Source organism: Bacillus sp. JNUCC-21, from assembly GCF_041222765.1.
Classification (GTDB): Bacteria; Bacillota; Bacilli; order Bacillales; family Bacillaceae; genus Bacillus; species Bacillus velezensis.
On the sequence record NZ_CP166019.1, the window covers coordinates 3930055 to 3952857 of the forward strand.

Annotated in this window: 25 protein-coding genes and 1 pseudogene; 15 read left to right on the plus strand and 11 right to left on the minus strand. The window is 46.4% G+C overall.

Annotated features, from left to right (window positions below; genetic code table 11):
* The first annotated feature begins 299 nt into the window (after nt 1–299).
* The 3 genes from JNUCC21_RS19995 to JNUCC21_RS20005 all read left to right on the plus strand — a co-directional run bounded on the left by JNUCC21_RS19995 (nt 300) and on the right by JNUCC21_RS20005 (nt 2032).
* Nucleotides 300–461 carry an anti-repressor SinI family protein gene (locus tag JNUCC21_RS19995; RefSeq protein WP_003150917.1) on the plus strand — a complete coding sequence of 54 codons (162 nt, stop codon included), beginning with the start codon at nt 300–302 and terminating at the stop codon, nt 459–461.
* A gap of 216 nt (nt 462–677) precedes the next feature.
* Complete coding sequence (locus JNUCC21_RS20000) at nt 678–1358, plus strand: class I SAM-dependent methyltransferase (protein ID WP_369878431.1); 681 nt, start codon at nt 678–680, stop codon at nt 1356–1358.
* Complete coding sequence (locus JNUCC21_RS20005) at nt 1358–2032, plus strand: glycosyltransferase family protein (RefSeq protein ID WP_025285466.1); 675 nt, start codon at nt 1358–1360, stop codon at nt 2030–2032. Before JNUCC21_RS20000 ends, JNUCC21_RS20005 begins: the two co-directional genes overlap by 1 nt.
* 20 nt (nt 2033–2052) lie before the next feature.
* On the opposite strand, the gene JNUCC21_RS20010 is transcribed toward JNUCC21_RS20005, so the two are convergent.
* From JNUCC21_RS20010 to JNUCC21_RS20035, 6 genes and pseudogenes are all read right to left on the minus strand, one after another.
* Nucleotides 2053–2655 (minus strand): DsbA family protein, encoded by a 603-nt coding sequence (locus JNUCC21_RS20010; RefSeq protein WP_007407720.1) that lies wholly within the window; start codon nt 2653–2655, stop codon nt 2053–2055.
* An 85-nt stretch (nt 2656–2740) separates the two neighbouring features.
* Nucleotides 2741–3997: an iron uptake transporter deferrochelatase/peroxidase subunit gene (gene efeB, locus JNUCC21_RS20015; protein ID WP_369878841.1), complete on the minus strand. Its 1257-nt coding sequence runs from the start codon at nt 3995–3997 to the stop codon at nt 2741–2743.
* A gap of 21 nt (nt 3998–4018) precedes the next feature.
* Nucleotides 4019–4334: pseudogene (locus tag JNUCC21_RS20020) on the minus strand (Efem/EfeO family lipoprotein); the annotation flags it as partial.
* Between the two features lie 75 nt (nt 4335–4409).
* A complete protein-coding gene (gene thiE, locus JNUCC21_RS20025) occupies nt 4410–5084 on the minus strand; it encodes a thiamine phosphate synthase (protein ID WP_369878432.1) in 675 nt (224 codons plus the stop codon).
* A complete protein-coding gene (thiM, locus tag JNUCC21_RS20030; protein ID WP_369878433.1) occupies nt 5081–5899 on the minus strand; it encodes a hydroxyethylthiazole kinase in 819 nt (272 codons plus the stop codon). Before thiM ends, thiE begins: the two co-directional genes overlap by 4 nt.
* Before the next feature lie 2 nt (nt 5900–5901).
* Nucleotides 5902–6810: a LysR family transcriptional regulator gene (locus JNUCC21_RS20035; RefSeq protein ID WP_003150908.1), complete on the minus strand. Its 909-nt coding sequence runs from the start codon at nt 6808–6810 to the stop codon at nt 5902–5904.
* 106 nt (nt 6811–6916) lie between these two features.
* Here JNUCC21_RS20035 and JNUCC21_RS20040 point away from each other — a divergent pair, with 106 nt between their 5' ends.
* The 5 genes from JNUCC21_RS20040 (at nt 6917) to JNUCC21_RS20060 (ending at nt 10094) form a co-directional block, all read left to right on the plus strand.
* Nucleotides 6917–7303: a CidA/LrgA family holin-like protein gene (locus tag JNUCC21_RS20040; protein ID WP_007407725.1), complete on the plus strand. Its 387-nt coding sequence runs from the start codon at nt 6917–6919 to the stop codon at nt 7301–7303.
* Nucleotides 7285–7965 carry a CidB/LrgB family autolysis modulator gene (locus tag JNUCC21_RS20045; protein ID WP_012118753.1) on the plus strand — a complete coding sequence of 227 codons (681 nt, stop codon included), beginning with the start codon at nt 7285–7287 and terminating at the stop codon, nt 7963–7965. Before JNUCC21_RS20040 ends, JNUCC21_RS20045 begins: the two co-directional genes overlap by 19 nt.
* A gap of 128 nt (nt 7966–8093) precedes the next feature.
* On the plus strand, nt 8094–8288 hold the full coding sequence (locus JNUCC21_RS20050; RefSeq protein WP_003150901.1) for a YwbE family protein: 195 nt from the start codon (nt 8094–8096) through the stop codon (nt 8286–8288).
* A gap of 155 nt (nt 8289–8443) precedes the next feature.
* Nucleotides 8444–9205 carry a MerR family transcriptional regulator gene (locus tag JNUCC21_RS20055; RefSeq protein WP_012118755.1) on the plus strand — a complete coding sequence of 254 codons (762 nt, stop codon included), beginning with the start codon at nt 8444–8446 and terminating at the stop codon, nt 9203–9205.
* The gene (locus JNUCC21_RS20060) at nt 9192–10094 is read left to right on the plus strand and encodes a DUF2268 domain-containing protein (RefSeq protein ID WP_369878434.1); all 903 of its coding nucleotides are present in this window, start codon (nt 9192–9194) and stop codon (nt 10092–10094) included. Before JNUCC21_RS20055 ends, JNUCC21_RS20060 begins: the two co-directional genes overlap by 14 nt.
* Before the next feature lie 81 nt (nt 10095–10175).
* On the opposite strand, the gene JNUCC21_RS20065 is transcribed toward JNUCC21_RS20060, so the two are convergent.
* The gene (locus tag JNUCC21_RS20065; RefSeq protein WP_029325752.1) at nt 10176–11363 is read right to left on the minus strand and encodes a class I SAM-dependent rRNA methyltransferase; all 1188 of its coding nucleotides are present in this window, start codon (nt 11361–11363) and stop codon (nt 10176–10178) included.
* Nucleotides 11364–11457: 94 nt separating this feature from the next.
* On the opposite strand from JNUCC21_RS20065, the gene JNUCC21_RS20070 reads away from it, so the two are divergent.
* Complete coding sequence (locus JNUCC21_RS20070; protein WP_069007057.1) at nt 11458–11841, plus strand: VOC family protein; 384 nt, start codon at nt 11458–11460, stop codon at nt 11839–11841.
* Between the two features lie 28 nt (nt 11842–11869).
* Here JNUCC21_RS20070 and celB read toward each other — a convergent pair whose 3' ends face one another.
* Nucleotides 11870–13204 (minus strand): PTS cellobiose transporter subunit IIC, encoded by a 1335-nt coding sequence (celB, locus tag JNUCC21_RS20075; protein ID WP_007407728.1) that lies wholly within the window; start codon nt 13202–13204, stop codon nt 11870–11872.
* Between the two features lie 161 nt (nt 13205–13365).
* On the opposite strand from celB, the gene JNUCC21_RS20080 reads away from it, so the two are divergent.
* The gene (locus tag JNUCC21_RS20080; protein ID WP_060562575.1) at nt 13366–15111 is read left to right on the plus strand and encodes a S8 family peptidase; all 1746 of its coding nucleotides are present in this window, start codon (nt 13366–13368) and stop codon (nt 15109–15111) included.
* Nucleotides 15112–15166: 55 nt separating this feature from the next.
* Here the strand turns inward: JNUCC21_RS20080 and JNUCC21_RS20085 are convergent, their stop codons facing one another.
* The 3 genes from JNUCC21_RS20085 to JNUCC21_RS20095 form a co-directional block, all read right to left on the minus strand.
* The gene (locus JNUCC21_RS20085) at nt 15167–16027 is read right to left on the minus strand and encodes a glycosyltransferase family 8 protein (RefSeq protein ID WP_007407730.1); all 861 of its coding nucleotides are present in this window, start codon (nt 16025–16027) and stop codon (nt 15167–15169) included.
* 259 nt (nt 16028–16286) lie between these two features.
* Nucleotides 16287–16919, minus strand: coding sequence for a GTP pyrophosphokinase family protein (locus JNUCC21_RS20090; protein WP_007407732.1), 633 nt, complete (start codon nt 16917–16919; stop codon nt 16287–16289).
* A gap of 131 nt (nt 16920–17050) precedes the next feature.
* Complete coding sequence (locus JNUCC21_RS20095) at nt 17051–17986, minus strand: 1,4-dihydroxy-2-naphthoate polyprenyltransferase (RefSeq protein ID WP_003150884.1); 936 nt, start codon at nt 17984–17986, stop codon at nt 17051–17053.
* A gap of 443 nt (nt 17987–18429) precedes the next feature.
* Between JNUCC21_RS20095 and JNUCC21_RS20100 the strand changes: the two genes are divergently transcribed.
* Genes JNUCC21_RS20100 through dltD form a run of 5 tightly spaced genes read left to right on the plus strand, consistent with a single transcriptional unit; the run spans nt 18430 to nt 22722 of the window.
* On the plus strand, nt 18430–18579 hold the full coding sequence (locus JNUCC21_RS20100) for a teichoic acid D-Ala incorporation-associated protein DltX (RefSeq protein WP_003150882.1): 150 nt from the start codon (nt 18430–18432) through the stop codon (nt 18577–18579).
* Between the two features lie 15 nt (nt 18580–18594).
* Nucleotides 18595–20106, plus strand: coding sequence for a D-alanine--poly(phosphoribitol) ligase subunit DltA (dltA, locus tag JNUCC21_RS20105; protein ID WP_369878435.1), 1512 nt, complete (start codon nt 18595–18597; stop codon nt 20104–20106).
* Complete coding sequence (dltB, locus tag JNUCC21_RS20110; protein WP_015240830.1) at nt 20103–21284, plus strand: D-alanyl-lipoteichoic acid biosynthesis protein DltB; 1182 nt, start codon at nt 20103–20105, stop codon at nt 21282–21284. Before dltA ends, dltB begins: the two co-directional genes overlap by 4 nt.
* A 16-nt stretch (nt 21285–21300) precedes the next feature.
* Nucleotides 21301–21537, plus strand: coding sequence for a D-alanine--poly(phosphoribitol) ligase subunit 2 (dltC, locus tag JNUCC21_RS20115; protein ID WP_003150875.1), 237 nt, complete (start codon nt 21301–21303; stop codon nt 21535–21537).
* Entirely contained in the window at nt 21538–22722 is a 1185-nt protein-coding gene (gene dltD, locus JNUCC21_RS20120) for a D-alanyl-lipoteichoic acid biosynthesis protein DltD (protein WP_032869390.1), read from the plus strand.
* Nucleotides 22723–22803: the final 81 nt, after the last annotated feature.

Sequence of the window (22803 nt, forward strand, 5' to 3'; positions counted from 1 at the left end):
ACACCGAATCATTCTTTTGCGGTATTTTTTATGCAAAAAGAATATGCTAGTCGACGCTTTGAGGGTAAATGTTAATAGGTCATATGATTTATTTTTATTTGCATACTATCCAGTCAGTATTTATTTGTTTATTATTATACGTAAGAATTCTTGAAGGATTTTGGTTATTTCAGTCATTTTCTTAGGGAATAGGTAGGTGAATTCATCTTCAATTTGGGATTACCGGCCAACTATGTGTGATATTTGTTATACATTGGCTGCTGTAGCTGGGCAAATCAATTTTTCAATTGGAGGTTCTTATGAAAACTCATGTAATGAAAGATATAGATCAAGATTGGCAATTGTTAATTCAAGAGGCTAGAATCATGGGTTTGCACATTGACGATGTGAGGCGCTTCTTAAATACTGAAAAAGCGGTGAAGAAAAAAACACCAATGAAAAACACCATCCGCCAGCGGTAAGATTACAGGCGGATCCTTTTACTATATGACCTGCCACAGTCCGCCCGCACCCGAGTTTTCAAAGGAACAGCCGCAATAAGAGGGGAATCAGAGAACAAACCGTATACCGGACAACCATTCCCGTCCGCATTCCGCAATTGAACAGCCAAACATGGTGATATGAGATCCCCCCGCTGCATATCTTGTGTATATGCCCATTTATGAGGTGATACACAGATGGATACGAATCCCTATTATGATGAAAAACAACAGAACTACTACGAAGGCCTGAATCCTTATTTATTGAACAAAATAGACGAAAACTGGCGGACAGTGCTTGATGTCGGCTGCGGAACAGGCAATTTAGGAGCGGCGATCGAAGACCGCGGAATAACGGTTTACGGCATTGAAGCGTATCCCGAAGCCGCAAAAAAGGCGGAAAGCAAATTGAGCCACGTGCTTTGCGGCGACATTGAATCCGCCATTCTTCCGTACGAATCAGAACAATTCGACTGCATGCTGTTCGGAGACGTTCTTGAGCATCTTATCGATCCGTGGTCCGTGCTGAAAAAGCTTCGTCCTTATGTAAAAAAAGACGGCACGGTGCTTGCATGCATACCGAATGTCGGCCACATCTCAGTGGTGCTGGAGCTTTTAGCCGGCAAATGGACTTACAGTGACGCCGGATTAATGGCTCAGACCCACCTGCGTTTTTTTACCCGTGAAGAGACGCTTTCATTATTTAAAGCCGCCGGTTATGAGGTGAAACGCATTGAGGCGATCCGCGTTGATCACCCCTCTTATCACAAAGCCATCGCAGCATTGCACGAAGTATGCGTACAGCTTGGCATAAGGCATGACTTTATGACAGAAGCATCGGCCTATCAATATGTGATTGAGGCCGAGAGGAGCATGTAATGGATTCACATTCATTTCTGTTTGTCGTCTGTGTGAATGACGAGTCGCTGTACTCCCGGTGCAAGAGCCATATCATGCAGCTTACCGTCCCCCCTTCATACTCCGTTGATATCATGCCGATATACGATTCAGCAAGCATGGCCTCGTCCTACAACAAAGCGCTGAGACACCCCTCCAAATATAAAATTTATCTGCATCAGGATACCTTTATCATTCATCAGCATTTCCTTCATGACATGCTTCATATCTTTCAATCTCATCAGGAGCTCGGCCTTCTCGGTGTCGCCGGCTGCAAAACCCTGCCGCCGAACGGCATTTGGTGGGAAAGCGGAGAGCGGATGGGAAAAGTGATTGAATACCGGGGGAATGCTTATCACCCGCTGGACTTTGAGCACGGCGATGAAGACGGCCTGTTTACGCCCGCTGACGCCATTGACGGCTTGTTAATGGCATCTCAATATGACGTGGAGTGGCGGGAGGATTTGTTTCGCGGCTTTCATTTTTACGACACATCACAGTCGCTTGAATTTCAAAAATACGGCTATCAAGTCGGCGTCGCCTGCCAGAAAGACCCTTGGTGCCTTCATTTTTGCGGCGACTCATTTGACGCCGCGGCATATGAAGCGGACAGACAAACATTTGTCAAACACTATATGGCAAAGCCCTCTCGCTGATCGAGAGGGCTTTTTTCGGGTTAACGTTTATTCAGTTCCCGCTCAATGATTTGTTCAAAGGTTTCCTTTCCCGCCGCGCCAGGGATTCTCTCATCGCCGATGATAAACGTCGGCACTGCCGTAATGCCGGCTTCTTCATAAGCATGGCGGAGCGCTTCCTGCTGTACGTGTCTGTACGCTCTTGTCTCAAGCGCCTCTTTAAAGGCAGCGCCGTCAAGTCCGGCTTCTTCCGCAAGCTTTGTCAGCACGCCAACGTCACCGATATTTTGTTCTTCCTGAAAGAACGCCTGAAAAACGCGTGTATGGTATTCGCTTCCTTTCCCATGTTCCTTTGCGAAATGAAAGCCCTCAAATGCCAAATCCGTGTAAGGATGCGGTGACACGCGGGGGAACGTGATTTCAACGCCTAACGACTGCGCCATCGGCTCAATGGAGTTTTTCCACATCTGCCGCTTGGCGGGATCATTCACCGGATCAAGTTTCGGCGAGGGGCTCGGACGCAATTCAAACGGCATCCATTCCACCTGTACGTCCTTGTCCTTGATTGCTTCTTCAAACGCCGCTTTGCCGACAAAGCAAAACGGACATACATAATCAGAATATACTTTAATCTGCAGTGTCATTGTAAGTCTCCTTTCCTTTTCATTTTAAGTTGTAACACATATAGTTACAATTGTTTTTTTAAAAACACCCTCCATATGGAAGGTGTCACGATTCCAGCAGCCTTTGGGCGATATATTCTCCTTTTTTACAGCCGCCGGGACAGGCGAATAAGGAAGAGCCGATCGTTTGTGTGTATTCATTCAACGCATCCTTTGCCGCCAAAGCCTTCAGCATCGGGACAAATTGGCGGTCCGGGTCTTTTTGAAAGCAGATAAACAGCAGCCCTGCGTCAACATAGCCCGTCTTTGGATCAATTCCGTCCGTATAGGAAAATGCCCGGCGCAGAATCTGTCTGCCGGTTGATTTTGCCACGCTGACATGCGAGTCGGCGGGAATTTGATTCAGCTTCACGGGATCGGTTTCCTTTTTTTGTCCGAAAGGCGCGCCCGAGCTTTTCACCCGTCCGAACGTGTCCTCTTGTTCCTTCAAGGATGAACGGTCCCATATATCTAAAAACATCTTAATTTTCCTAAACGCCATGTACGTGCCGCCCGTCATCCAGTCCGGCTCTCCTGATTGAACCCAAACGATCGAATTCATCAGGTTTTCATCCTTCGTGCTTTGGTTGCCGGTGCCGTCTTTGAATCCGAAGAGGTTGCGCGGTGTTTCCCCGTTTTTCCCGCCGCTTAAGAAACCTTTATTGAGAAAGCGGACTTCGCACACGCCTGCTGCCTGTTTCATCAGGTTGCGCACCGCGTGAAACGCCGTTTGTTCATTATCCGCGCAGACTTGTATGACGATATCACCGCCGCCTTGTTTCTTATCAAGCTTGTCGTTAGGCATCGGCGGAATATCGGCGAGGTGCTTCGGTTTTTTATCTTTCAGTCCGAAGCGGTCCTTCCCGTCTTTCTCGAAAAACCCGGGGCCGAAGCCGAAGGTAACGGTCAAATTCGCCGGGGCCAGATCCTGCGCCTCCCCGGTATCCTGCGGAGGCATATATTTATTTTTCTGTTCGCCCGACGGGACGGCGCCTGAAGTCAGCAGCTGCGTCAGGCTTGTCCATTGTTTGAAAAGGGAGATGACATCGGCTTTGTCGCTTGACATGACATCAAGCGCTGCAAAATACACATACGTCTGATGCGCCGTTGTGATTCCTGCTTGGTGCTTTCCGTAAAAAGGAACGATTTGATCACGATCACGTTTTTCATCATTCTTCTTTGAAGCGGTGGCCGCCGGTTTGAAGAGCGGCGCGAGTCCTCCGAGGCCGCTCGCTCCGACAGCGACGGCGGCGCCCGCGACGGCGCCCCACTTCAAGACATCCCGTCTGTGGATCTGTTTTTCCTTGTTTTGTTCATCGCTCATGCTGCGTCTTAACTCCTTTAAAAGCACATCGGCAATCTTCGACATGGTTTCAGAAAGGGCCGTCAGCTTCGTGCTTATCTCTCTGATTTGATCTGTACTTAATGTATCACAAGACGTATACGATTGATCGCACGTTTTGATTTCGACATCAAAACTTCAAATTCGCTGAATTCCGCATCAAGTTTTTCCGTGACCTCGAAATGATCTCTCACTGCGCGCTTTTCACTGGTTCATAGAGTGCTTTTAAGCCTTCGGCGCCGGCGGTGATTGGTTCAGGCATCACTTTGAGCAAAGCGATAGAGCCGTCAAACACTTCGGTCGATATTGCAAGCTGATTGCCCTGTTCTTGACATACGGCTTATATTCTCCAAGTCCGTCACTGCCTTTTTGCGCACACAGAAAAAGGGCCGCCCTATCGGGACAGCCCTGCTTTGGAGTGCTGAATTTCCTCTGAAAACTTGCGCGCCGCCGCTTTTGGATCTTCAGCTTGGCTGATGGCGCTGATCATGCTGACGCCGTCTGCACCCGCTTCAATAACGGGCGCCGCGTTGTCAGCCGTAATGCCGCCGATTCCTACAATCGGAATGCTGATGCCCTGACGCCGCACCTCTTCAATCAATGTAACGCCCTGCACAGCTTCAGCATCTTTTTTTGTTTCGGTCGGATAGACCGGGCCCATTCCGACGTAATCGGCTCCGGCTTCTTCCGCCCGCTTCACCTCGGAGACGTTATGTGCTGACACACCGAGAATCATATCGCCGATTGCCGCTCTCGTTTCTTCGGCGTCTGCGTCATCCTGTCCGATATGCACTCCGTCCGCCTCAAGGCGCAAGGCCAATTCGACATCATCATTAATGATGAAAGGAATCCCGGCCTGCCTGCAGACATCCTGCACCTGCTTCGCGAACAGGACACGTTCATCCCCTGTTAAAGAACCGCTCCCCTTTTCCCGAAATTGAAAAAGCGTAGCGCCGCCCTCAATGGCTTTTTTCACCACAGAAACGGGGTCTGCGCTTGTATTGTTTGATCCCATAATAAAATAAACCGATAACATATCCTTCATCATTTCCCGAGAAATACGCGTCATTTTTCTGTCACCCTTTCAATTGCGGCAAGCTCGGCCGCTTCTTGTTCTGAGATGCTTGCCAGCTTGTTTAAAAGCTCAATCTGGAAGTTGCCCGGCCCCTTATGGGAGGTGTCCAGAGCGGCAAGCTGAGCAGCGCTTCCGTATACAGAAACGGCTGAAACGGCCGCTTGCAGAACGTCCTGCCCCGCTGCGCAGAAGGCTCCGATTACAGACGTCAGCAGGCATCCCGCCCCCGTCACCTTCGTCAGCAGTTTATCACCGTTATGTACGGCGTATGTGTCGGTGCCGTCGGAGATGACGTCGGTTTTTCCGGTAATCGCAATGACCGTCTTCAGCCCGCTTGCAGCCGTCTTAGCGAGCTGAACCACATCTCCTCCGGCTTCCCCCGCATCCACGCCTTTTATCTTCCAATCAGGGGCGCCGGCTATATTGGCGATTTCCGCGGCATTTCCGCGAATGACGGACAAGCGGACCTCCTGTATGATCTTGCGGGCTGATGCCGTCCGAAACGGCGTGGCGCCGGCGCCTACCGGATCAAAAATGACCGGAACGCCGTTTTCATTGGCCGATTTTCCGGCTGCGATCATAGCTTCAACCGACGCCGAACTGAGGGTGCCTATATTCAGGACGAGCGCTCCTGCGATTTTCGCCATGTCGGCTGCCTCCTCAATTGCATAAGCCATAACGGGCGATGCGCCGAGCGCGAGCAGTCCGTTAGCGGTGAAGTTCGTGACGACATTATTGGTGATACTGTGAACGAGCGGGTTTTGATCCCGCACTTTACTCAAGTGTTGAGCTGCGGTTTGTGCGTCCATGCTTAATCATCCTTTTTTCTCTTTTTCGGATTCCATAAATACGATTTCGTATGCTCCAGCCAGGCTCTGGCGGCAAAGGACATATAGCGGTCTTTCCGCCAAATGATGGCTAAATGCCACGGAATGACCGGATGAACGAGCGGAATGGTTCTGACTTTGTCAGGATCAAGACCGCGGCAGATTCTTTCCGGCAAGAGGCCGATACCGAGATTGGCGGATACCATTTCGCTGATAAAGTCCCACTGTGACGTTTCATAAATGACGTGCGGCCTGAATCCGGCTTTCACGCATTCCGTCATAATTCGATTATGAAGGACAAAATCCTCCCTGAAAAATATGAACGGCTCTTCTTTCAATTCGTGAAGACTGCATTCTTTCTCGTCAGCGAGCCGATGTGACGGATGGACGACGAGCATAAGGGTTTCCTTGACGATTGTGAACGTATGAAAAATCTCTTCATTCGCGGGAAGCACGACGACCCCGATATCAAGCGAGCCGTCCTCCACCCCTTGCTGCACTTTAATTGAGCCGTCCTCAACAAGCTGAAACGTCACATCGGGATATGTGACGCGGAAGTCACCGAGCACTCTCGGGAAAAAGCCGGACCCGATCATCGGCGGAAGACCGATGCGGACGTGCCCTTTCTTCACTTCCATAATATCGTTCAGCTCTGACGTCAGGTTTTGGAATGACTTTGTGATTTCCTGCGCCTGCACATACATGCTCTGCCCGGCGTCAGTCAGTTCAACTTGCCGGCCATTGCGGTAAAACAGCTTAATGCCGAGCTCCGTCTCCAGGTTTTTAATCATTTTTGAGATTGTCGGCTGTGAAACATACAGCGACTGTGAAGCCTTCGTAAAGCTTTTCAAACGGGCCACTTCCAAAAAATACGTTAAGTGCCGGATATCCATTACATTTCATCCTTTCTATAGACAAAAGGAATACACATTATTCTTTATATGTATTTTACCTATAGCAAAACCTTCTGTACAATATAAATATAAGGGAGGCATCATTATGAAAAAATTGCTGCTTACCGTTATTCAAATCGCTCTGCTGTTTATATTTGCGCGTCTGATCAATTGGGTCACGGCGGCTCTTCATATAAATATTCCCGGCAGTATAATCGGGATTGTGATTCTTTTCACATTATTGCATTTCAAGATTATCAAACTTGAATGGATTGAGCTTGGCGCAGCATGGCTCCTCGGTGAGCTGCTGCTGTTTTTCATCCCGTCTGCCGTCGGAGTGATTGAATACGGAGATATTATGTCTAAATTCGGCGTAAGCATTTTACTTGTCGTCGTCATCAGCACATTTGTCGTGATGGTTTCAACAGGTACGCTTACACAGCTGATAGCAAAAAGAAAGGAGAAAAAACAAACGTGTTCATCGGAATCATAAGTTTATTCTTAACTGTCTTAGTATATTTGGGCGCGAAAAAACTCTACATTCGTTTTCCGCGGGTGTATACGTCGCCGCTTCTGATTACGCCCGCTGTTTTGGTCGTACTGCTGCTTCTTGTCAATGTCCCGTATCAGACATACAATCTCGGCGGCGGACTGCTGACCGATATGCTTCAGCCGGCAACAGTGGCGTTCGCCATCCCGCTTTATAAATATTTCCCGATTTTAAAGAAATACGCCGTGGAAATTATTTTGAACGTAGCGGTCGGTTCATGTATCGCCATTCTGTCAACGGCCTTTATCGCGAAATGGTTCCATCTCGGCAGCAGCTTAGTCGACAGTCTCGTGCCGCGATCCGTGACGACGCCGATTGCCATGAACGTTTCAGAAATGATCGGCGGGATGCCGGCCGTTACAGCGGTTTTCGTCATTTTAACGGCTTTATTGGGAACGATCATCGGGCCGATGGTCATCCGCTATTTCCGCATTGATAACGAAATTGCCCGGGGCGTGCTGCTCGGAACTAGCGCGCACGGAGCGGGAACATCTAAAGCATTTGAGCTCAGCTCCGTATCAGGTACGATCTCAAGCGTGTCCATGATTCTCGCCGCAATTATGACGCTGTGCGCGGCCCCGATTTTGCTTTCGTTTATGTCATAAAAGACTGCTCCTTACAGAGCGGTCTTTTTTTATTTGCCACTCAGATTGATTTGTCTGTCCTTCATAAAAAGACGAAAACACGATATGATAAGATATGAAGTGAAAAGACTGAAGATCGGATGTGTCATATGAACGGCCAGCAGCGAAGCAGCATCAGAAAAGGACTTGAAGTCGATATCGTCCTGAAAGCCGATCAGCGTTCAGGAAAGCTGACAAGAGGAATCGTGAAGGATATTTTGACGAACTCAAGCTTCCACCCGCGCGGCATTAAGGTCCGCCTTGAAGACGGACGAATCGGCCGGGTGCAGCACATTATTGAATAGAAAAAAGCCGGAGCTTCACGCCCGGCTTTTTTTCTTTAATTTCAGCAATGAAATCCTCATATGTTCTTTCTTTATATACAAAAAATATTTAACCAACTATTGACTCTTACGTTGCGTAATACTTTAGAGTAGCCATTAAGGAGGCGGCAAACGTGATGGGTATGAAAGTAAAAGAAGTAGCTGAACTGATTGGAGTAAGCATACGTACTCTCCATCATTACGATCAAATCGGATTATTGACTCCTCAGGAAACGACCGATTCCGGTTATCGGCTTTATTCTGAAGAGAATCTTGAACAGCTGCAGCAGATACTATTTTTCAAGGAGCTCGATTTCTCCTTAAAAGAGATTAAAGAAATCATTAATAGTCCTTCATTTAACCGAAGGGAGGCATTAATTTTACAAAAGAAAATGTTGATTGAGAAACGGAATAGAGTCGATAAAATGATTGAAACCATCGATAAATCAATCAAACATTTGATGGGAGAGATTTGCATGACGAACAAAGAGCGGTTTGAGGGAATGAACTTCAATCATAATCTTTATGAACAAGAAGCTCGCAAACGGTGGGGTGATCAACCTGTCGATAAGGTAAATATTAGATTGAAAAACATGACTGATGGTGAGCAAAAAGATTTATCTGATAAGTGGACTGCAATGTTCAATAAATTTGCACTCCTTATTAACCAATCTCCCAAGTCCCCAGACGTACAAACAGCTATCAAAGAGTGGTTTGATTTTCTCAATGAAAATTTTGGTGAATATTCTTTTGATGCCTTTTACGGATTAGGTCAACTCTATATTGAAGATAAACGCTTCACTAAGAACATCGATCAGTATGGTGAAGGGTTGGCGAAGCTCATGAGTGATGCCATTACAATTTATATAGATCATCAAAAAAAGGGTGGTACCCATTAAAATCATTATCGAGGATACAATTGGGCAATACGAAACGTTATTTTCAATGATTGAAAATAGAGAAGATTATTATCGGTATTCAATGATGAAACCTTTTGAAGATATGTGGAAAAAGATGAATGTTCCCTTAAAGGCAAAGCAGCCTAACGGATATGATGTAATCATGGCTGCAAATATGCTGGGCTATCTGAGCATATTTGATACGGAAACCGGAAGAAAAGCATTAGAGAAACTAAAAGAAATTCAAGCTCTTCAAATTGCATATGGCACTTTAACTCATTGTGTAGAATTTATCCAGCAAAACCGCTTAAAAATAAATGCTGATGAAATAAGGTTTGGGATGTATCTGGCCAATCAAAAAAAGCTTGAGTTACATAGAGGGTATTGTGGATTCGGAGGAATTCCGGGATTTATTCAAGTTTCAATATTCCCCAATTCATATAACATACCGAGACTGCCTGCTGTAATCGCACACGAATTTCATCATAATATTCGTTTTTCGTATTTCAATTGGGATTATGGGAACGTAACGGTTGGTGATTACTTAATTATAGAGGGGTTGGCAGAATCGTTTGCCAAAGAACTTTACGGAGAAGCTCTGTTAGGTCCCTGGGTTACTTCTTTTGAAAAAGAAGAGTTAGAATACTCAAAAGAAATTATCAAAGACTCATTAAATGTGAAAGGGTTTGCTGAGGTCAGCAGTTACATGTTCGGTGACACCTTTGCAGCCGAACAAGGTTATCAGCCTGTCGGCTTATCACCGTTTGCAGGTTATGCGGTTGGCTACCAAGCGGTGCAATCCTTCATGAAAGCCAACAATGTGGGGATTAGAGAGGCCACTTTACTTGGCACAGATGAGATACTAAGTAATAGCGGGTTGTTTCTTTAAGAATGAAGATTATTTTATCCCGTATTAAAGCGATGGAAGAGGGTTTTCTTTTCCCCTCTATCCACGCTATAAATGATCATCCTATTTTTTCCGCAAGAAAACAACCTTCAAATAGTTCCCTTCTTTAAACGCGGGAATCGTTTTGAAATCTTCCGGAAGCGTATATTCTTCCAAAATGTCGTAACGCTCATTTGTTTCTTTAAAGGCGGTCTCTATAAAGCCTTTAAATTTCTTCATATTGAAGGCGCTGCTGTTTGTCGAAGCGGCGATGATGCCGTTTTTTGCGGTGATGGCGATCGTTTCCTTCAGCAGGTTTTTATAATCTTTCGCCGCGCTGAACGTCCGTTTTTTTGTGCGGGCGAAAGAAGGCGGATCAAGGATGATGAGGTCAAACTCCAGCCCTTTTTTTGCCGCATAGCCGAAGTATTTGAAAACATCCATGACTTTAATGTCATGCGCCTCATAATCAATTCCGTTGGCGCTGAACTGTTCAATCGTTTTTGCGAGACTGCGGTTGGCGACATCGACGCTGGTCGTTTTCTCAGCTCCTCCAAGCGCCGCCGCAACGGAAAATGCCCCCGTATAAGAGAACGTATTCAGCACCCGTCTGCCGTTTGCATACTTATCCCGAATCGCTTTGCGCACATGACGCTGGTCTAAGAAAATGCCCGTCATCGCCCCGTCGTTTAAATCCACCGCGTACTGTATACCGTTTTCTTGAACAATGACCGGAAAATCTCCTCTTTCGCCTTTGACAAAATCGTCGTCTTCCACGTATTGCCCGGCCGTATCGAATCGTTTCTTTTCATAGATCGCTTTATAAGAAAGCTCCAGTCCGTCAATCGCCTCAATCATGCTGTCCTTATAAGCGTAAATGCCTTTACTGTACCATTGAATCAGCAGATAACCATCATAAAAGTCAATCGTGACGCCGCCGATGCCGTCGCCCTCACCGTTGAACAGCCGGAACGCCGTCGTGTCGGGCGCCTTAAACAGATGAGCTCTCGCTTCAGCCGCTTTTTTCAGCTTGTCCAGAAAGAAACGTCCGTCGATCCGTTCATCTCTCGCGCGGGACAGCACCCAGCCGACTCCTTTATTCTGCAAACCGTAATAGCCTTTTCCGATAAACTCACCCTTCTCGGATGTCACATCAAAAAGATCGCCCTCTGTTAAATGAGCAGAGCTTCCGGACAGAGCGTCTTTTTCAATCAGGGGGAATCCTTTTTTCAGCTTTCCGGCAAATGTATCTTTCACTGTAAGTAGCTTCATTGTGCATTCCTCTTTCGTTTTGCTTTCTCTTATCGTACCATAAAACATGATCAACACCGCATTGTCCCGAAAAATTCAAAACAGGGGGAAAACCATGACAGCCAAAAGAATCGACCATACAGGCATTATGGTCAAAGATATTGAAACATCCATCGCCTTTTATCAAGACGTTCTCGGTATGCAGTTAAAGGATCGTATCACTCATACGAACGGCATTATTGAACTTGCCTTTCTCGGCTTTCAGGAAGGGCCGGAGACAGAAATTGAGCTGATCCAGGGCTACAGCAGCGAGCTTCCCGCAGAAGGAAAAGTCCACCACTTCGCTTTATTAACTGAAGATATCGCGGCGGAGTTCACGCATGCGAAGCGTCAGGGCGCCGTATTTATCGATAAAGAAATCACGACGCTTCCGAACGGGTACCGCTACTTTTACATTGAAGGACCTGACGGCGAATGGATTGAATTTTTCCAGCGTTAAAAAAAACGGGCGAAAGCGCCCGTTTTTTTTATGTTTCTTCAGTGACGTTTTGTTCCGCCGCCCGTTCCTCTCTCCATTTTTGAAGATCCCAAATTCGGAAAAACGGATAATAGATGATAAATGTAATCAGGAGATTGATCAGCTGCATGACCGAACCGGAGATTTTCCCGCCCGTCGCCAAATAACCGGAAATCAGCGGCGGCATCGTCCACGGCACGGCGATTCCCGCCGGTTTTGCCACCATCCCCGTGCTCATCCCGATGTACGTCGCCGTAATGGTCAAGAGCGGCGCAATGATAAAGGGCACGATTAACAGCGGATTCATGACGAGCGGCATCCCGAAAATAATCGGTTCGTTAATGTTAAAAATCGCGGGCCCGATGCCGAGACGGCCGAGCTGTTTCATCTGTTTGCTTCTGGAGCGCACAAGCATGGTCAGCACAAGGGCAAGCGTCGCTCCGCTTCCGCCGACATTAATCCATATTTGAAAGAACTGTGTCGTAAAAATGCTCGGCAGCGCTTCTCCCGCCTGAAAAGCCAAACGGTTGGCGTCCATCGCCCCGTACCAGATCGGCGACATGACGCCGCCGATAATGGACGCGCCGTGTATGCCGCACGACCAAAGCAGCATTTGCACGAATTCGGCGATAAGACTTCCGCCGAGACTCCCGCCCAAAATAGACAGCGGGGTGCCCAGCAGATCGCCTACCACATTGTGGAGGCTTTTAAAAGGAGTTATTTCAATAAACAGACGGGCCAGCCATACAAGCGTAATAATAATGAAACCGGGGATGAGCGCAACAAACGATTTGCTGACCGCAGGCGGCACTCCGTCAGGCATTTTAATGACGATATTTCTTTGTATGATAAACCGGTACACTTCCGTAGACAGCATTGCAATGATCATCGCGACAAACAGACCTTTGCTTCCGAGCAGCGAAATCGGAATGCCGCCTCCCACCATAATCTCTGTTGCCGAGCCGTCAGGAATAAACGGAATCTGATACGGCGTCGCCAATAAAAAAGCGGCAAGGGCAATGGCTCCCGACGACAGGGCATCCACCTCATAGCTTTCCGCAAGCCGGTAAGCAATCCCAAAGGCGGCGACAAGCGCCATAATATCAAAGGACGCATTCACGGGATACCCGAGCTTTTCAACCCAATTTTCACCGAAAAGACCAGCCATAAAATCGGCATAACCGGGAATCGGAAGACTCGTCAGAATCAGAAAAACCGATCCGATGATGATAAGCGGCATAGTCAAAATAATGCCGTCCCGCAAAGCTCTTAAGTGCCTTTGGCCGGCGACTTTTCCGGCGACAGGCATGATTTTTTCTTCCATGACCCGATTGAACGTACTCATTTATCAAAAACCCCCTTTTTGAGTTCATTGCGCAGATGTCTTAAAGCATTTTCTCCATCATATTTTGGAAGCGCTTACATTTGCATACAGAAATTTTCCTTATCCCTCAGGAAAAAAAGAATTCCGCACTGCCGATATATAAAGAAAAAGGGGGAATTGCAATGTATCACACCCTGAAACCGATAATGGCCGCGGCCTTGTGCGCCGGCCTGTTCTCCGCCGCGGCGCCCGCGCACGCCGAGACGCACGACCGGGACGTTATCGTGGTGTACAAAAATCAAAACGGCAAGGAATCCGCCATAGACAGCGGAGCGGATGTGGAACAGACCTATCAGCATCTCCCCGCAGTCGCCGTGTCAGCCGATTCACAAACGGTGAAAGACCTGAAACAGGACCCTGACATCTTATATGTAGAAGACAATGTATCCTTTCAGGCAGCAGGCGGTTCTGATATCCGCCCGTTATCAGCGGCCCAAAGCAGCAGTTACGCGCTGCCGCAATGGGATATAGAACCGACTCAGGTCAAGCAGGCGTGGAAAGAAGGCTTGACGGGAAAAAAGGTGAAAGTGGCTGTCATTGACAGCGGCATTTATCCTCATGATGATCTGTCCATTGCGGGAGGCTATTCCGCAGTCAGCTATACTTCCTCATACAAAGATGACAACGGACACGGGACGCATGTCGCCGGAATCATTGCGGCCAAACATGACGGATACGGCATTGACGGCATCGCGCCGGATGTCCGGTTATATGCGGTTAAGGCATTAGACAGAAAGGGTGCAGGGGATCTTAAGAGCCTTCTTAAAGCGATCGACTGGTCGATCGCCAATAAAATGGACATCATCAATATGAGCCTCGGAACTAACGCAGACAGCAAAATTCTTCACGACGCCGTAGACAAAGCATACAAAAAAGGAATCGTGATCGTAGCCGCCGCAGGAAACGACGGCAACAAAAAACCCGTCAATTATCCGGGCGCCTACAGCAGCGTAACGGCAGTCTCAGCGTCAACTGAAAAAAACGGGCTCGCGGCTTTTTCCACGACCGGAAAACAAATTGAGTTTGCCGCACCCGGCACCAATATTACGAGCACGTATCTGAATCAAATGTACGCCACGGCTGACGGCACATCTCAAGCCGCGCCCCACGTCACCGGCATGTTCGCGCTGCTCAGGCAGAAATATCCCGAGGAAACAAATACACAGCTCCGGCAGCAGATGCAGCAAAACGTCAAAGATCTGGGCGCTCCCGGACGTGACAGCCGATTCGGGTACGGCCTGGTGCAATATCATGTAAAGCAAAAGAGCTATGCCGAACGGGCCGTAATAAAAGCGGAAAAGACGAAAAAACAGGCAGATATCAATCAAGCAAAAACGGCCGTCAGCAAGCTGTCCAAGTCAAAGGGAAAAACCGCTCTCGAGTCCCGGATCAATAAAGTTCAGACGGCAAGAAATGTGACGGACGCAAGAGACAAAGTCCGGACTGCCGAAAAACAAAAGAAAAAAACCGCCGTCAATGCCGCACAAAGCGCCATTCGCAAATTACCGGCCGGTTCAGAAAAAAAAGGGCTGCAAAAGCGGCTGAACGCTGTCAACTCAAGCCTTTTGAAAACAGCTGAGGCCAGCGTCAAGCAGGCGGAAAAAAAGACCTCTGAGGCCAGCACCGTAAAAGCCCAAAAAGCAGTCAGCGAAATCCAGCCGGGAAAAGAAAAAAACGCTCTGGAAAAACGGCTTGACCGGATAAAAGATAAACTCAACCGGCAGCAGGCTAGAGACAAAGTAAAAACGGCTGAAAAAACCAAGACGAAAAAAGCAAAATCAGCGGCGCAAACGGCAGTCAGCCGATTGAAGCCGTCTGCCGAAAAGACCAGCCTGCAAAAACGCGTGCGTGCGATTCGGGTGAAATAGCAAAAAAACGCTTATGAGCCGGATAACGGCTTCACAAGCGTTTCATCACACCTGCCTATTGGTTCATGGCCGGGCGGTCGATCGTGTTCCATTTCGTAAAGGACATATATCGGAAATAATGATCACGATACGGGTGCGAGGTGCCTGTATTCCAAGGCTTGTCGCTGCCGCAGAAATGGACGATGGCCGGTTCGGCACGTGTTTCTCTGTAACGTATACGGTCGATCAGTTCAGGAGGCGTTTTCTCGTTCATGATAATATGCGTCTGCGCATTCCAGCGCGGATGCAGTTCATGCCATTGATCATATAAGATCGCGTTAAGCGCGTCCTGATCATGAAACACGAGAAAATCCTCCGAGCTGTTTTCGTTAATAAAATCAATCACCTTTTCGGAAATATTTTGTTTTCTCCAAGGTTCGAAATCTATAATCATAATACCGGAATTAAAATACTTGGCAGTGTCGCTGATATTCATTTTTTTCAGCCTTTCATGCTGTCCGGCGTCTTCTACCGCCGCAACTATTGCCGGGGAAATATCCAAGTCCCATAAAACCGAAATATCTTCCATCACAATTGCATCGCAATCGATGTAAATCATCCGCTTTACGGACTCATCCTTAATTAAATCAGGGATGGAAATGCGGTAATAAGCCGCTTTTGTAATGTGGCTGCTTTCGACTGCATGCTTGTATTGATCAGCGTCTACTTCTAAAAATTCAAGCGGCGTCCCGAATGACATCGCGGTCTGTTCAAGCTTGTCCTTGTTTTCGGCAGTAATTCCGCCGTCGATTACATATAATTTTGCATCCCTTGTTTTATCCATATTCATCAATAAAGAAGCGAACATCCCACCCAAATGACGAGCATAATGATCATCGGCACATGATACGATATGCATTGTTTCATTCTTTCCCACTGATATTCATCTCCCTTTTTGTTGTACAAATGTCTTTCCCTTTTTTTAAAAAGTAAACCTCGATCTTACACATTTTTTCTGCGGGAATGTGCTGTTTACGATTTGATATCTTTTGCATTCCCTGTTCAAATTCAATCAGGATTTCAGCCTGAATCATCGTCAGAATATATCGCGCAGGAAAGCGAAAACACGTAAACATAAAAACAACCAGCCGGACTGCACATAAAAGCGGTCCGGCTGGTTGTGATGCATCAATCGTTTAATCGACTTCTTTCTTAATCCCAAGCATCTTTTCGTCTAAATAATGGGCGATGTCCGCCGCTTCCTTCAGCTCGTCGGTCAGATGCTTTGGGACTTCGTTATTTAATTTGTAATAAATTTTATGTTCAAGACTCGCCCAAAAATCCATGGCGATGGTGCGGATTTGAATTTCCGCCTTCACATATTCCACACGATTCGTCAAATAAACGGGAATTTCAATAATCAAATGCAGGCTGCGGTAGCCGTTCGGCTTCGGATGTTTGATATAATCCTTCACCTTTACGATCTTCAGGTCCTTATGCTGCTTCAAAACCTCAGCGACATTATAAATATCGGAAATAAAGGAACAGATAATCCTGACACCCGCAATATCATGAATATGCTCTTTCATTTCCTGCGTCGTCACATCGCAGCCTTTGCGCATCAGTTTATTGACGATACTCTCAAAACTTTTCACGCGTGATTTTGTATGCTCGATCGGGTTATGCCCGTGAATCAGATTATATTCCTGGCTGATGATAGAAAACTTCGTATCCAGCTCATCTAAAGCGAATTTATAAACTAATAATTCATTTTTCCAATCTTCCATGACCGTTTTCAAATCATCCATATGGGCTGTTGACAAGTCCATTTTTTTCATCTCCTTGCTTTGCTGTCCATATATGAGACGTGTCAGTCCGCGGTCAGGTTCTTTACAATATCGTGAAGATTATGTCATAAAAAAAAGCAAATGCCGGTTATGGCATTTGCCCTTTCATTTGATCAGCGGAAATAACTGATCAGGAGTCCGATGGAAAGCAGGAATCCGAAAAATGTATTGGTTTGCGCCGTTGATTTCATCGCAATAATCATGTTCATCGGCATTTCGTTTTTCACAAAGCCTTTCACGGCCTGAACGGGTTTCGGCACGCTCAGGAAGACCAGGAACAGCCACGGGCTTGTGTAACCCATAATGACAAGACCGACGATCCAGATGTAAGCGATGGCAAAAGATGCGGCCAGTATCATGACAGCCCCTCTATGCCCCATCAAAATGGCCAGGGTTTTACGTCCGCCCTTTTTATCTTCCTCAATATCACGGATATTGTTGGACAGATTAATGGCTCCGACCAAGATGGCGATCGGGATGGAAATCAAAATGCTCTGTTCATTAATTCTGCCTGTCTGAATGAAGAAAGAAATAAGGACAAATACAGAGCCCATGCAAATGCCGGAGAACAGTTCCCCGAACGGTGTATACGCAATCGGCAGCGGGCCGCCCGTATACAGATAGCCGATCAGCATGCCGGCAAGGCCGATAGCCGCAAGCCACCAGCTGCTGCTCATGCAGATATAAACACCGAGCACGAGGGCAATCGCATAAGAGCCGAGCGCCAGCTGCAGAATTGTTTTCGGCTTCATGCCGTGGCGGACGATCGCTCCGCCGATACCGACGGAATCCTCCGTATCTAAACCGCGTTTAAAATCGTAATATTCATTGAATAAGTTCGTGGCGATCTGAATCCAAAGACAGGAAAACAGCATGGCCAAAAACAGCAGGAAATCAACCTTTACGTAAAACATCGCCAATACGGTGCCGAGAAGTACGGGCACAAACGATGCCGTCAATGTATGAGGGCGGGTTAGCTGCCACAAAATGCGGCCCATGCTTTCTTTCTCGGGCGTCTTTTGGCTGCCCCCCATATTGTTTTGATTCATTTTCCTCTTCCTTTCTATTAAAAGGCTTTCACAGTCAGCCGATAACAGTAGTGTTGAATTGGGGTTTTCACGTTTTCTGCTACCTTATCTATCATAATAATTTCTTCCTCATTTCACAAGATGCGGCGCTTTATCGGCTATCCTGCCGGAAACGGCTTTTCGCCCTTCTCCATTGGGGTTCGGCACAAGCCTGCTTAAGAAAAAGCCGCCAAAATTTTTTTACCTCGTTTATATTTACGATAAGTTAAAAATCCCGCCTGAACAGCGCCTTTTTAGTATGATCATTTGCCAATTTATACATGCGTGTTTTCCATCCTTTTGTTTCTCATTCATTTTTAAGGAAATTTTAAGCTTAGGATATTAGACATATTTTGAAACTTTTTGTTAATCTAATCGTCATATACTGGTGTAATTATTGAATACGCGGGGAAGGAATTTTGAATATGATGCAAAAATTAAAACGTGCTTATGAAAATACATTGATCAAATGGACGTTTCATACGGGCTTTTATTTTCTGATATTAGTATTGCTCTTTTGGATGTATGGATTTCATACAGCGAATACCGGCACTTATATTTACAACGATTTCTAATCGGGGAGGATAACTATGAAACTACTTGATGCTATAAAAACATACGCAGACGCCAAGCCGCAGGCCGAAGCGTTTCGTTCCTTAGATCATTCCCTCACTTACGGGGAATTATGGGATTTGTCGGAGCTGGTTGCGTCCGGCATTCAAAAACATACAGCTGACGGTTCGAAAGCGCCTGTCCTGGTTTACGGACATATGGAGCCGAATATGATCGTTTCTTTCTTAGGAAGCGTCAAAGCAGGCCGCCCTTACATCCCTGTCGATGTTTCCATCCCGGCGGAGCGGATCGTCAAAATCATTGAAAGCTCAGGCGCAGAGCTGCTTATCAGCGTATCGGGCGATGCAGTCGATACGGGAAGCAATCTGATTAAAACCGTTACGCCCGAAGAGCTTGCAGCTGACGGAGTTGCAGACCTCAGCCATGAGAACTGGGTAAAAGAGCTGGACACGTTTTACATTATTTACACGTCCGGCAGCACGGGAAATCCGAAGGGCGTGCAGATATCGGCTGATAACCTGCAAAGCTTCACTGACTGGATCTGCAGGGATTTTCCTGTGGGCGAGGGTAAGACATTCTTAAACCAAGCTCCGTTTTCTTTTGATTTATCTGTCATGGACATTTTCCCGTCGCTTCAAACGGGAGGTACGCTGCACTGCGTAACGAAAGACAAAATCAATAAACCGAAAGTACTATTTGAAGAGCTGGAGAAATCCAAACTGAACGTCTGGACATCGACGCCGTCTTTCGTCCAAATGTGTCTGATGGACCCCGGCTTTACGCAGGAGCTCCTGCCTGAGGCAGAAGTGTTTATGTTTTGCGGAGAAGCGCTTCCGGCTGCCGTGGCACAGGAGCTGTTAAACCGTTTTCCGAAGGCCCGCGTATTCAATACATACGGCCCGACTGAAACAACGGTTGCCGTCACCTCCGTTGAAATTACGCAGCAGATCATTGATGAAAATGAATCTCTGCCTGTCGGTTTTGCAAAACCCGATATGGATATCTTCATCATGGATGAAAACGGGAATAAGCTTCCGGACGGAGAAAAAGGGGAAATCATCATCGCGGGCCCGAGCGTAAGCAAAGGCTATCTCGGAGAACCTTCTCTGACGGAAAAAGCGTTTTTCCCGATCGACGGCCAGTGGGCATATCACACGGGTGATGCCGGTTATGTTCAGGATGGTCAGATTTTCTGCCAAGGACGCCTTGATTTCCAGATTAAGCTTCACGGCTACCGCATGGAGCTGGAGGAAATCGAAGTACATGTAAGGCAGTCTCAATATGTGCGCACGGCGGTTGTCATCCCGTATCAGCCTAACGGACCTGTCGAATATTTAATTGCCGCCATCGTGCCTGAAAAACATGATTTTGAAAAAGAATTCCAGCTGACAAGCGCCATTAAGAAAGAACTGGCCGCTTCGCTTCCGGCCTACATGATTCCGAGAAAATTCATTTATCAGGATCACATTCAAATGACTGCGAACGGAAAAATCGACCGTAAACGCATTGGCGAAGAGGTTCTTGTATGACGCCTTACAGCTCGTTTTTCTTCTTTATCTTACTTGGAATCCTTCTTTTGCCGACGATTATTTTAGGGCTGAACGGCAAGAGATTCCAAGGATACAACATGTTTATATCCATCATCGTATTGGCTTTGATTTTCGCGCATGATCTGCACGGCGTGATCGCACTATGTATCTTTACGCTGTGGCAGGTGCTTTTAATCAGGGGTTATCTCGCTTACAGACTGAAAGCCAACAGCGGCTTTGTCTTCAGTATGGCCGTGATCGCGTCCATTTTACCCCTGTTTTTATCTAAATTATGGCCGTTTTTCTTTCCGCCGGTGCCTCATCACCCGGTTCATAACCTGATCAGTTTCTTAGGAATTTCTTATTTGACATTTAAAGGCGTCCAGCTGATCATGGAAACGAGAGACGGGCTGATTAAAGAAAAAATGCCGCTTCACCGCCTTTTGTACTTTATAATGTTTTTCCCGACCATTTCTTCCGGTCCGATCGACAGATACCGCAGATTTGCCAAGGACGAACAGAAAGTATGGACAAAGGGAGAATACGCTGATTTACTGTATACCGGCATTCATAAAATTTTTATCGGTTTCTTATACAAATTCATTATCGGATATGCGATTAACACGTATTTCATTATGAATCTGTCTCATATCACCCACAGCAAACTGTGGGGTAATGTGCTGTACATGTACGGATACAGCTTGTACCTGTTTTTTGATTTTGCGGGTTACACGATGTTTGCCGTCGGTGTAAGCTATATCATGGGTATCAAATCTCCGGAAAACTTTAATAAGCCGTTTATCAGCAAAAACATTAAAGACTTCTGGAACCGCTGGCACATGTCCTTATCCTTCTGGTTCAGAGACTACGTATTTATGCGCTTTGTTTTCTGGATGACAAAGAAAAAATGGATAAAGAACCGGATGGCCGTCTCAAACATCGGGTATTTCCTGCTGTTCATGCTGATGGGCGTCTGGCACGGACTCGCCCTGCAATATATTGTATACGGCCTGTACCACGCCGTATTAATGACCGGGTATAACTTTTTTGAGAAATGGAATAAGAAATACAAGTGGCTGCCCGCCAATCGTTTTACGGCCTTTTTAGCCATCGTCATCACATTCCATTTCGTATGTTTCGGATTTTATATTTTCTCAGGAAAACCATTTCATCACTAAAGGAGATTGAAAACACATGGAATTTAAACAGGAAGTATTAGACGTATTAGCTGAAGTTTGTCAGGAGGACGCTGTGAAAGAAAATCCTGATATTGAAATCTTTGAAGAAGGACTGCTTGATTCTTTCGGAACTGTAGAACTGCTGGTCGCCATCGAAAACCGCTTCGGCATTACAGTGCCGATCACTGAATTTGACCGTGACGAGTGGAATACGCCAAACAACATTGTAAACAAACTGACTGAGTTGAAGTAAATGAAAAAGCGTTTCTTTGGACCAATTATTTTAGCGTTCGTCCTGTTTGTCGGAGCTATCGCAGTTCCGGCTTCATGGCTTACGCGCTTCATTCCTGAAAAACGTGTCGAAGAGTCGGCGGCAGCCTTAAATCCGAATATGTTCCAGGGACTCTATCTTCAAAACAAAATGTTCGAAGACTCGAAGTATCTGCCGATTTTCGGTTCTTCCGAGCTTTCAAGACTGGATGAGTTTCACCCGTCCAACTATTTCCAAGTGAACAACCAAGGCTTTACGCCTTATCTTGTCGGAAAAGGCGGTTCGCAATCTTTAATTCATGCCATAAATTTTGCCGCTCATGCTGATCAGCTTAAAGGCAGAAAGATGGTATTTATTGTATCACCGCAATGGTTTACAAAACATGGTTCAAATGAGCAGCATTTTGCTCCTAATTTCTCATCATTGCAAGCTCTTGACTTGGCTTTTAATCACAACATTGAACCAAAACTGAAAAAACAAATGATGAAGCGTATGCTGCACTACAAAGTTGTACAGAATGATGCAGTCCTGTCTGAACTGTATAAAGCGGCTGTAAAAGGTCAGACATGGAAAGTAAACGCATTAACACCGGCTGCGAAGCTTTATTATAATATCTTAGAAAAGAAGGACCTTTATTACTCGATAGAAGAGCCGCAAGGACCAAAACGTTTCGTTAATAATAACCTAAAGGGAAAGTCCTGGTCCCAGCTTGAAAAACTGGCTGCTCAATATGGTAAAGATCACACGCGTTCTAATCCGTTTTTTATAGACGATTCTGTTTATAAAAAAATCAAGAATAAAGTGCCTAAAGCCAAAGGTTCAAACAAAGGCAGAACATACGCCTATAAAAAGTCACTGGAGTTCAGAGATTTTGAAGATATGCTTACTATTCTGAAGGATTCCGGGGCTAAGCCGATGTTTGTCGTCATTCCCGTAAATGGGAAGTTTTACGACTACACCGAATTCCCGAAAAAAGGCCGGACTGATTACTACAAAAAAGTCACTAAGCAAATTAAAGCGAAGGGCTTTCAGGTTGCCGACTTATCCGGGCACGAATATGATCCGTACTTTATGAAAGACACCATCCATATCGCCTGGAAGGGCTGGGTGTACGTCGATAAAGCAATGGAGCAGTTTTACAAAACCGGCAAGGTGACGGTTCACTGAGCACGGTGATGACAGAATACGTAAAAACGAACACGCAGGGGGCATTCTCTCCCCTGCTTTTTATGTGATTTTGATTTTTTC

Excerpts from the sequence above, each read along its gene's own strand:
- efeB (WP_369878841.1), bottom strand. The coding sequence starts at position 3,997 with ATGAGCGATGAACAAAACAAGGAAAAACAGATCCACAGACGGGATGTC.
- JNUCC21_RS20000 (WP_369878431.1), top strand. The coding sequence starts at position 678 with ATGGATACGAATCCCTATTATGATGAAAAACAACAGAACTACTACGAA.
- thiE (WP_369878432.1), bottom strand. The coding sequence starts at position 5,084 with ATGACGCGTATTTCTCGGGAAATGATGAAGGATATGTTATCGGTTTAT.
- JNUCC21_RS20050 (WP_003150901.1), top strand. The coding sequence starts at position 8,094 with ATGAACGGCCAGCAGCGAAGCAGCATCAGAAAAGGACTTGAAGTCGAT.
- celB (WP_007407728.1), bottom strand. The coding sequence starts at position 13,204 with ATGAGTACGTTCAATCGGGTCATGGAAGAAAAAATCATGCCTGTCGCC.
- dltC (WP_003150875.1), top strand. The coding sequence starts at position 21,301 with ATGGAATTTAAACAGGAAGTATTAGACGTATTAGCTGAAGTTTGTCAG.
- JNUCC21_RS20055 (WP_012118755.1), top strand. The coding sequence starts at position 8,444 with ATGGGTATGAAAGTAAAAGAAGTAGCTGAACTGATTGGAGTAAGCATA.
- JNUCC21_RS20080 (WP_060562575.1), top strand. The coding sequence starts at position 13,366 with ATGTATCACACCCTGAAACCGATAATGGCCGCGGCCTTGTGCGCCGGC.
- thiM (WP_369878433.1), bottom strand. The coding sequence starts at position 5,899 with ATGGACGCACAAACCGCAGCTCAACACTTGAGTAAAGTGCGGGATCAA.
- JNUCC21_RS20095 (WP_003150884.1), bottom strand. The coding sequence starts at position 17,986 with ATGAATCAAAACAATATGGGGGGCAGCCAAAAGACGCCCGAGAAAGAA.
- JNUCC21_RS20065 (WP_029325752.1), bottom strand. The coding sequence starts at position 11,363 with ATGAAGCTACTTACAGTGAAAGATACATTTGCCGGAAAGCTGAAAAAA.
- JNUCC21_RS20100 (WP_003150882.1), top strand. The coding sequence starts at position 18,430 with ATGATGCAAAAATTAAAACGTGCTTATGAAAATACATTGATCAAATGG.
- JNUCC21_RS20090 (WP_007407732.1), bottom strand. The coding sequence starts at position 16,919 with ATGGACTTGTCAACAGCCCATATGGATGATTTGAAAACGGTCATGGAA.
- JNUCC21_RS20035 (WP_003150908.1), bottom strand. The coding sequence starts at position 6,810 with ATGGATATCCGGCACTTAACGTATTTTTTGGAAGTGGCCCGTTTGAAA.
- JNUCC21_RS20005 (WP_025285466.1), top strand. The coding sequence starts at position 1,358 with ATGGATTCACATTCATTTCTGTTTGTCGTCTGTGTGAATGACGAGTCG.
- JNUCC21_RS20070 (WP_069007057.1), top strand. The coding sequence starts at position 11,458 with ATGACAGCCAAAAGAATCGACCATACAGGCATTATGGTCAAAGATATT.
- dltB (WP_015240830.1), top strand. The coding sequence starts at position 20,103 with ATGACGCCTTACAGCTCGTTTTTCTTCTTTATCTTACTTGGAATCCTT.
- dltA (WP_369878435.1), top strand. The coding sequence starts at position 18,595 with ATGAAACTACTTGATGCTATAAAAACATACGCAGACGCCAAGCCGCAG.
- JNUCC21_RS20010 (WP_007407720.1), bottom strand. The coding sequence starts at position 2,655 with ATGACACTGCAGATTAAAGTATATTCTGATTATGTATGTCCGTTTTGC.
- JNUCC21_RS20040 (WP_007407725.1), top strand. The coding sequence starts at position 6,917 with ATGAAAAAATTGCTGCTTACCGTTATTCAAATCGCTCTGCTGTTTATA.
- JNUCC21_RS19995 (WP_003150917.1), top strand. The coding sequence starts at position 300 with ATGAAAACTCATGTAATGAAAGATATAGATCAAGATTGGCAATTGTTA.
- dltD (WP_032869390.1), top strand. The coding sequence starts at position 21,538 with ATGAAAAAGCGTTTCTTTGGACCAATTATTTTAGCGTTCGTCCTGTTT.